6 protein-coding genes are annotated in these 7289 nt (G+C 72.7%); 5 read left to right on the top strand and 1 reads right to left on the bottom strand.

Annotated features, from left to right (window positions below; translation table 11 throughout):
• Positions 1-465 (top strand): adenosylhomocysteinase (locus AB0N90_RS03875; protein WP_365192753.1); only part of this gene is annotated, 465 nt, incomplete at its 5' end.
• A gap of 19 nt (positions 466-484) precedes the next feature.
• Positions 485-1165 carry a maleylpyruvate isomerase family mycothiol-dependent enzyme gene (locus AB0N90_RS03870; RefSeq protein ID WP_365192751.1) on the top strand — a complete coding sequence of 227 codons (681 nt, stop codon included), beginning with the start codon at positions 485-487 and terminating at the stop codon, positions 1163-1165.
• Positions 1166-1188: 23 nt separating this feature from the next.
• Here AB0N90_RS03870 and AB0N90_RS03865 read toward each other — a convergent pair whose 3' ends face one another.
• Complete coding sequence (locus AB0N90_RS03865; RefSeq protein WP_361679362.1) at positions 1189-1929, bottom strand: PIG-L deacetylase family protein; 741 nt, start codon at positions 1927-1929, stop codon at positions 1189-1191.
• Positions 1930-2084: 155 nt separating this feature from the next.
• Here AB0N90_RS03865 and asnB point away from each other — a divergent pair, with 155 nt between their 5' ends.
• From asnB to mshA, 3 genes are all read left to right on the top strand, one after another.
• Complete coding sequence (gene asnB / locus AB0N90_RS03860; protein ID WP_365192749.1) at positions 2085-3875, top strand: asparagine synthase (glutamine-hydrolyzing); 1791 nt, start codon at positions 2085-2087, stop codon at positions 3873-3875.
• 161 nt (positions 3876-4036) lie between these two features.
• Entirely contained in the window at positions 4037-5608 is a 1572-nt protein-coding gene (locus AB0N90_RS03855; RefSeq protein ID WP_365192747.1) for a class I tRNA ligase family protein, read from the top strand.
• A gap of 120 nt (positions 5609-5728) precedes the next feature.
• Positions 5729-7030, top strand: a complete 1302-nt coding sequence (gene mshA / locus AB0N90_RS03850) for a D-inositol-3-phosphate glycosyltransferase (protein WP_365192822.1) — start codon at positions 5729-5731, stop codon at positions 7028-7030.
• Positions 7031-7289: the final 259 nt, after the last annotated feature.

The following is a 7289-nucleotide window of genomic DNA, read 5'->3' as shown; positions in this document are numbered from 1 at the left end:
GACATCATCATGGCCTCCGACATGGCCCGGATGAAGCACCAGGCGATCGTGGGCAACATCGGTCACTTCGACAACGAGATCGACATGGCCGGCCTGGCGAAGATCCCGGGCATCGTCAAGGACGAGGTGAAGCCGCAGGTCCACACGTGGACGTTCGCGGACGGCAAGGTGCTCATCGTGCTGTCCGAGGGCCGTCTGCTGAACCTGGGCAACGCCACGGGCCACCCGTCGTTCGTGATGTCGAACTCGTTCGCGGACCAGACGCTGGCCCAGATCGAGCTGTTCACCAAGCCCGACGAGTACCCGACCGGTGTGTACGTGCTGCCCAAGCACCTGGACGAGAAGGTCGCCCGCCTCCACCTGGACTCCCTCGGCGTCAAGCTGACGACGCTGCGCCCGCAGCAGGCCGCGTACATCGGCGTCGAGGTCGAGGGTCCGTACAAGCCGGACCACTACCGCTACTGAGCACGCGGAGCCGAGAGAGATGTCCGAGCACAACCCGTTCGCGGCGACGGGCCGGGACCCCGGCCTCCCCGGCCGGCTGCTCCGTACGGAGCGGGACGCGCTGATGCCGCTGCTGCGCGCGGCCCCGCGGGAGCGGTTCGAGCTGCGCACCGCCTGTCCCGGCTGGACGGTGCGGCAGGTCCTCGCGCACTGCGGCGCCGCGCTGATCCGCATCGTCGAGGGCCGTCTGGAGAAGGGCGTGTTCCTGCCCGAGACGAACGCCAAGGATGTGAGGGAGCGCGAGGACTGGCCGCTGGAGCGCGTACTGGACGAGCTGGAACAGGGGCTCCTGATGGCCGGCCCGGTCATCGCCCGGCAGGACGACGACCGGCTGGACGCCGTCGCGCTGGGCGAATGGGTGCACGCCGGTGATGTGCGCGAGGCGTTCGGAGAGCTGGGGGCGTACGCCGGGGAGAGCGCGGCGCATGCCCTCCCCCTGCTCACGGCGACCAGCCGCCGGCGCGGAACGCCCGCAGTGCGCGCGTATCTGCCCGACCTGTCGCTGCCGTTACCCCTGGGGAACCCCTGCGCGGAACGCCCCCTCGCCGAGTTCCACGGCGACCTGCCGACGCTGATCCGGATCTACACCGGCCGCCCGCTCGTCGGCACCCGCTATGAGCTGTCGGGTGCCACGGAGAAGGAGCTGTGCATCTACCGGTGAGCGGCTCGCTCTGACGCCGGGTCTCATCGGGTCCTGACGATCTGGAACGCCTCCGCGAGTCGGCCCGGGGGCAGACCGCCCGCATCGGCGTGTTCGGCGAGCCAGTCGCGCAGCAGCCCGGCGAGGTCGTCGAAGTGGGCCGTCTGCGAGGTGTGGATGCGCAGCGCCTCGACCTTGCGTTCGAAGACCGTGGTGACGTCGATGTACGCGTCGGGGGTCGGCCCGGTCATCAGCCACAGCTCGGGCACGATCCAGGGGTCGAGGCCCTCGCTCTTCAGCAGTTCCGGGTGTGCGAAGGGGTTGCGCGCTTCCGGATAGACGGCCCGCAGCGCCGCGTCCCCGACCGCCCGGTGGTCCGGGTGCAGATCCGCGACCCGTTTCCAGTTGATCTCCGGGCTGGGGACGATCGCGCGCTGCGGCCGGACCTGGCGGATCACCCGGCACAGATCGCGGCGCAGCTCGGCGCTCGGTTCCACGAAGCTGTCCCGGTAGCCGAGGAAGCGCACGTCGTGCACCCCGCTGAGCTTGGCCGAGTGGACCTGTTCGGCGCGGCGCAGATCGGCCATGGCCTGGCGGGGCAGCCGTTCGTCGTAGCCGCCGGCGTCGCCGTCGGTCACGATGCAGTACGTCACGCGGGTGCCGTCGGCGATCCAGCGCATCACCGTGCCGCTGACGCAGAATTCGATGTCGTCCGGGTGGGCGGCCACGACGAGAAGACTCTCCGGCGCGCCGCGCTCTGGGGGCTCGGCCCTGAACTCTTCCATGGCGTCAACCCTGTTGGGCGGCCCACCGGCCGGACAAGGCGGGTCCGGTGGCGCATCGACGCCATGACATCAACGCGCCAGACCAATAATTGGTACTCCCCCGATATTTTGGTTTCCCAAAACCAGGTTGGAACCATGTCTCGGAGGCCACCAGCATGTGCAGGATCTTCGGCTCCTTCGCGGTCGCGGCCACCGGCGCGGAGCTGGCCACGGTGTCGGCCCGGCAACGGCACGGGGGGCCGGACGACCGCGGGCTGCGCACCGGCCGCGGCTGGTCCCTCGGCTGCGACCGGCTCGCCGTGACCGACCCGGCGGGCGGCGCCCAGCCCTTCACCCTGCCGACGGCACCGGGCGTGCTGGCCGTACTGAACGGTGAGATCTACAACCACCAGGAGCTGCGCGGACAGTTGACCGGTCGCGGCCACCGGTTCCCGGACCGCTGCGACGGCTCTCTGCTGCCCGCCCTCTATGCGGAGTTCGGCCCCGTGTTCGCCGACCGGCTGGACGGGATGTTCGCGATCGCCGTCCTGGACCTGCGCGAGCGCCGGCCCCGGCTCGTGCTGGCGGTCGACGGGATGGGCATGAAACCGCTGCACTACCACCAGGGCCCGCGCGGTGCCCTGCGGTTCGCCTCCGAGATCCCGGCGCTGCTCGCGTTCGACGGAGTGCCCGCCGCGCCGCGCGAGGACACCCTCGACACCGTCCTGTCCACCAGGACGCTCTTCGGCACGGAGACCGCCCTGCGCGACATCCGCGTCCTGCCGCCCGGGAGCGTCGCGGTGGCCCGTGGCGGCGAGGGGCTGCGGATGCTGCGCTGCGGACCGCGCGCCTCGGCGCCCCGCGCCGAGGGGGCGCCGTCGGCCGCGGACGTGCTGGAGACCCTGCGCCGCGAGGTGCACCGGCTCGCCGACGTCGATCTGCCGCTGTGCGCCCTGACCAGCGGCGGCCTGGACTCCGGCCTGGTGACCGCGCTCGCCGCCGAGCGCATCGAGCCGCTGCACACCTTCCACCTCGGCTACCGCGGCCGCTGGCCCGGCGCCGAGCACACCCATGCGAAGGCCGTCGCCAGACGCGCCCGCACCCGTCATCACCATGTCGCCCTGCATCCCGCCGAGTTGCCCTCGCTGCTGACCCGCACGGTGCGCCATCTGGGCCAGCCCAACGCCGATCCCATCACCGTCAGCACCTACGCGCTCTTCCGGGCCGTGCGCGAGGCCGGGTTCACCGCTGCGCTCACCGGGGACGGCGCGGACGAACTCTTCGGCGGCTACGACCGGATCCGCGCCGCCCTGGCCGCGCCCGCCGGGGCCGACTGGACGGCGGCCTACGCCGATGCGCTGGCGGCCGCGCCCCGGCTGCTGCGGGAGTGGCTCTACACCCCCGAGTACCGGGCGTTCATCGCCGAGCACGGCTCCGCGGCCGACCGGGTCACGGCCGAGCTGCGCGCCTGCGGCACCGAACGGGCCGGAGCGCTCCAGCGGTTCGAGACACATCGCCGACTGCCCGCGTACCACCTGCGGCGCATGGACCATCTGAGCATGGCGTGGGCGGTGGAGGCGCGGATGCCGTTCTGCCAGCCGGACATGGTGGCCCTGGCCCGTCGGCTGCCCGCCGAACTGCGCACCGGGAAAAGGGCGTTGTACGAGGCCGGGCGCGGGCTGCTCCCGGCCGCCACGCTGCGGCGGCCCAAACAGCCCTTCACCCTGCCCCTGTCCGCGATGCTCGCCGCCGACGGGCCGCTGCTGTGGACCCTGCGCGAGCTGCTCTCGCCCGCGCGGCTGCGGCGCACCGGGCAGCTGCGTGCCGACCGGGTGCAGGCGCTGTTCGCCCGGCACGCCGAACGGCCCTCCGACCAGGACGCGCTGGCCCTGTGGGCGCTCGGCGTGCACGAGTTGTGGACCGATGTCGTCCAGGGCCTTCGGGTGTCGGCTGATCTCGCGGCATGATCACCTGGCGCATCCACGTCACGGCGTGAACGCGCAGCGTCCGGACCGCGGTTGGCGCCCTTCGCTTCTGTCACTGTGGAGGAAGCCCCCGGAGCGCCACCCCGAGCCCCGCTGACGCTCGCGGGCTCAGCAGCGCTCCCCCACCGCCAAGGAGCTCGGCCATGAGCAGCCCTCTCTGGATCACCGCCACCCCTCTTGCCAGTGACGGCGAACTGCACATCGGGCACCTCGCCGGACCGTATGTCGCCGCCGACGTCCTCAGCCGCTCCCTGCGCGCCGACGGCCGCCCCGTGCTGTTCACCTCGGGCACCGCCGATCACGCCGAGTCCGTGGAGCTGCGCGCGGCGCGGGGCGGGCGCAAGCCGGAGGAGGTGGCGGAGGGCTTCCGGGCGGCGATCACCGCCGACTGGCTGCGCGCGGGCGTCCGCTTCGACCATGTGGTGCGGCCGGCCCGCGACCGGGGCTACCGGCGGTGGCTCCAGGAACTCTTCCTCGACCTGTACGCGCAGGACGTCATCGTGCCCCGCACCCGGCTCGCGCACTACTGCGAGTCCTGCCGGAGCTGGCTGCACGGCGCGTACGTCACCGGCTCGTGCGGGCACTGCGGGGCGCGCGGCGAGGGCGGGCCGTGCCAGGAGTGCGCCCGGCCCAACGACGGTGAGCTGGTCGATCCGCTGTGTGTACGGTGCGGTGCGCCGGGCCGCCCGCGCCGCTCCCGGCGCCTGTACCTGCCGCTGGAGCCGATGCGTGAGCTGCTCGCGGACCACTGGCGCGGCGCGGGGCTGCCGCCGCGGCTCGCGGTGCTGTGCGAGAGCCTTCTCGAAGACGGGCTGCCCGACATTCCCGTGGGCCGTCCGGGCGAGTGGGGCGTGCCGGTTCCCGTGGACGGCTTCGCCGGGCACCGCGTCGACTCCTGCTTCGAGTCCGCCGCGCTGCAGCTGTTCGGCTACGGCCACGACAAGCAGCCCTTACCCGAACGGGCCCTGCATTTCAGCGGGTTCGGGCACACCTTCTGTCATGTGGTCCTGCTGCCCGCGATCCTGGTCGCGCTCGGTCTGAAGCTGCCCCAGGAGTTCCATGTCAACGAGACGTTCGGCATCGGCGCCGAGGAGCGGGACGGCGGTTCCCCGCTGTGGGCGCTGGACCTGCTCACGGAGTTCGGGGCGGACACCGTGCGCCGCCATGTCCTGACGGCCCGGCCGCAGGGTGCGGCCGACGGGATCGGGCGCGCGGACCTGGAGCGCACCCGCGCACTCCTGGACGGCACCTGGAACAGCTGGCTGAGCGGGCTGTTCGCCGCCGTGCGGGAGGACAGTGCGGGCCGGGTGCCGGACGCGGAGCCCGGTGGCGAGGGCTGGGAGGCGCTGCGCCACCGGCTGCGCAGGGCCGCCGAGGATCTGCGCGAGGCGTACGGGCCCGAGGCGTACGACCCCCGGCGTGTGGTCGCCGTACTGGACGAAGTGGTGCGCTGCACCGCGGACTTCGGGCATGTGAACGGCTTCGAGCGGCACCGGCCGTCCGGTGCGGGGCGTCATCTGCCCGCGCTGGCGGCGCAGTTGGCGGTCGCGGCGGCGCTCACCTCCTGGGCCTGGCCGGTGATGCCGGAGGGCGCGACCCGGCTGGCCCAGGCGCTGGACATGGCGCCCGGCGGTCCGTTGACCCCCGAGGCGCTCGCCCCGCTGTCTGCCGGGACGCGGCTGGCCCCGCCGTCCGGCCCGGTGTTCGGCTTCTGACCCACTGCTCCCGCGCCCGCGGGAGACCTGGTGCCCACCCCTCCCGGCGCGGAGCGGGTGGGCACAGCAGTTTGCGGATCCGTCAGCGAAGGAGTCCCTCCCGTGTCCTTGCGCATCGCCATGCTCAGTGTCCACACCTCGCCCCTGCACCAGCCCGGCACGGGTGACGCGGGTGGCATGAACGTCTACATGGTCGAGCTGTCCCGCGCCCTCGCCCGCGAGGGGGCCCGGGTCGACCTGTTCACCCGCTGCCTGGGCGAGGGCCACCCGCCCCGCGTCGAACTCGCCCCCGGTGTCGACGTCCTGCATCTGCCGGCCGGTCCGCGCCGCCCGTTGCCGAAGGAGACCATGCCGGAGCTGGTGCCGGACTTCGCCCGTGCCCTGCTCGCGGCGACCGCCCGCGACCACTATGACGTGCTGCACTCCCACTACTGGCTCGCGGGACAGGCCGGCACGCTCGTCGCCGAGCGCCGGAACATCCCGCTGGTGCATACGATGCACACCCTGGCCCGGGTGAAGAACGCCTCGCTCGCCCCGGGCGACCGCCCCGAACCCGGCCCGCGCGTCCACGGCGAGACGGCACTCGCCGCTTCCGCCGACCGGCTCATCGCCAACACCGCGGCGGAGGCACGGGCGTTGCGGGAGCTGTACGGGGTGGGCGCCGGATGCACCGATGTGGTGGCGCCCGGGATCGATGTGCGGATCTTCCACCCGGCGGACGGACGGCGGGCGGCACGGGTCCGGCTCGGGCTGCCGCAGGACGCCTTCGTGCCGCTGTTCGCCGGGCGCATCCAGCCCCTCAAGGGCCCCGACATACTGGTCCGGTCGATCGCCGCGCTGCTGCGCCGATCGCCCTGGCTGCGCGGGCGGTTGCTGGTGCCCGTCATCGGCGGTCTCAGCGGAGCGGGGACGCGGGCGCCGGGCGAGCTGCGGGAACTGTGCGCGCGGCTCGGCCTGCTGGATGTGGTGCGCTGCCGGCCCGCCGCCCCTCAGCAGGAGTTGGCCGACTGGTACCGGGCCGCGGATGTGCTGGTGATGCCGTCACGCAGCGAGTCGTTCGGGCTGGTGGCGCTGGAGGCGCAGGCGTGCGGCACGCCGGTGCTGGCCGCGGCGGTCGGCGGACTGCCGGCCGCCGTGCGGGACGGGGTGACCGGAATCCTCGTACGGGGACACCACCCGGACGACTACGCGGGCGCCCTGCACTGGTTCGCACAACACCCCGCACATGCGGCGGGCATGGGCCGCGCCGCCGCGGATCACGCGCGCGGAATGGACTGGCGGTCGACGGCCCGCGGCACACTGGGCAGTTACACCCGTGCGCTGCGGGAGCGGGCGTCCGAGGTGGGGCAGGAGCGGCGGCACGCCCCTGCCCCGGCGGCCGCTTCCTCCCGGAGGTACAAAAGGGCCGCGGTGCCAGCCTAGCATTTTATTTGAGCGGACCAAAGGTGCTGGCTCACCCAAAAAGGATGTCCGGCCTGATTTCTTCGATTGGCCGGATGAAGCTCCTTGTGGTGATTCCATTTGGCACCACCCGTCCCGGCGCTGTCATATCCGCGCCATGGCAGGTCCACGACTTGAGGAAACATGGACTCCGGGTCCAAGGAGGGCGATTATAGAAATGTCTTCGGAACAAGCCCGGCGGCACGGGCCCGAAGACGAAAACCATCGATCACTTCCTGGA

The organism is Streptomyces sp. NPDC093018, from assembly GCF_040684035.1.
In the GTDB taxonomy this organism is placed as follows: domain Bacteria; phylum Actinomycetota; class Actinomycetes; order Streptomycetales; family Streptomycetaceae; genus Streptomyces; species Streptomyces murinus.
This window is presented reverse-complemented; position numbering and strand designations above follow the sequence as displayed.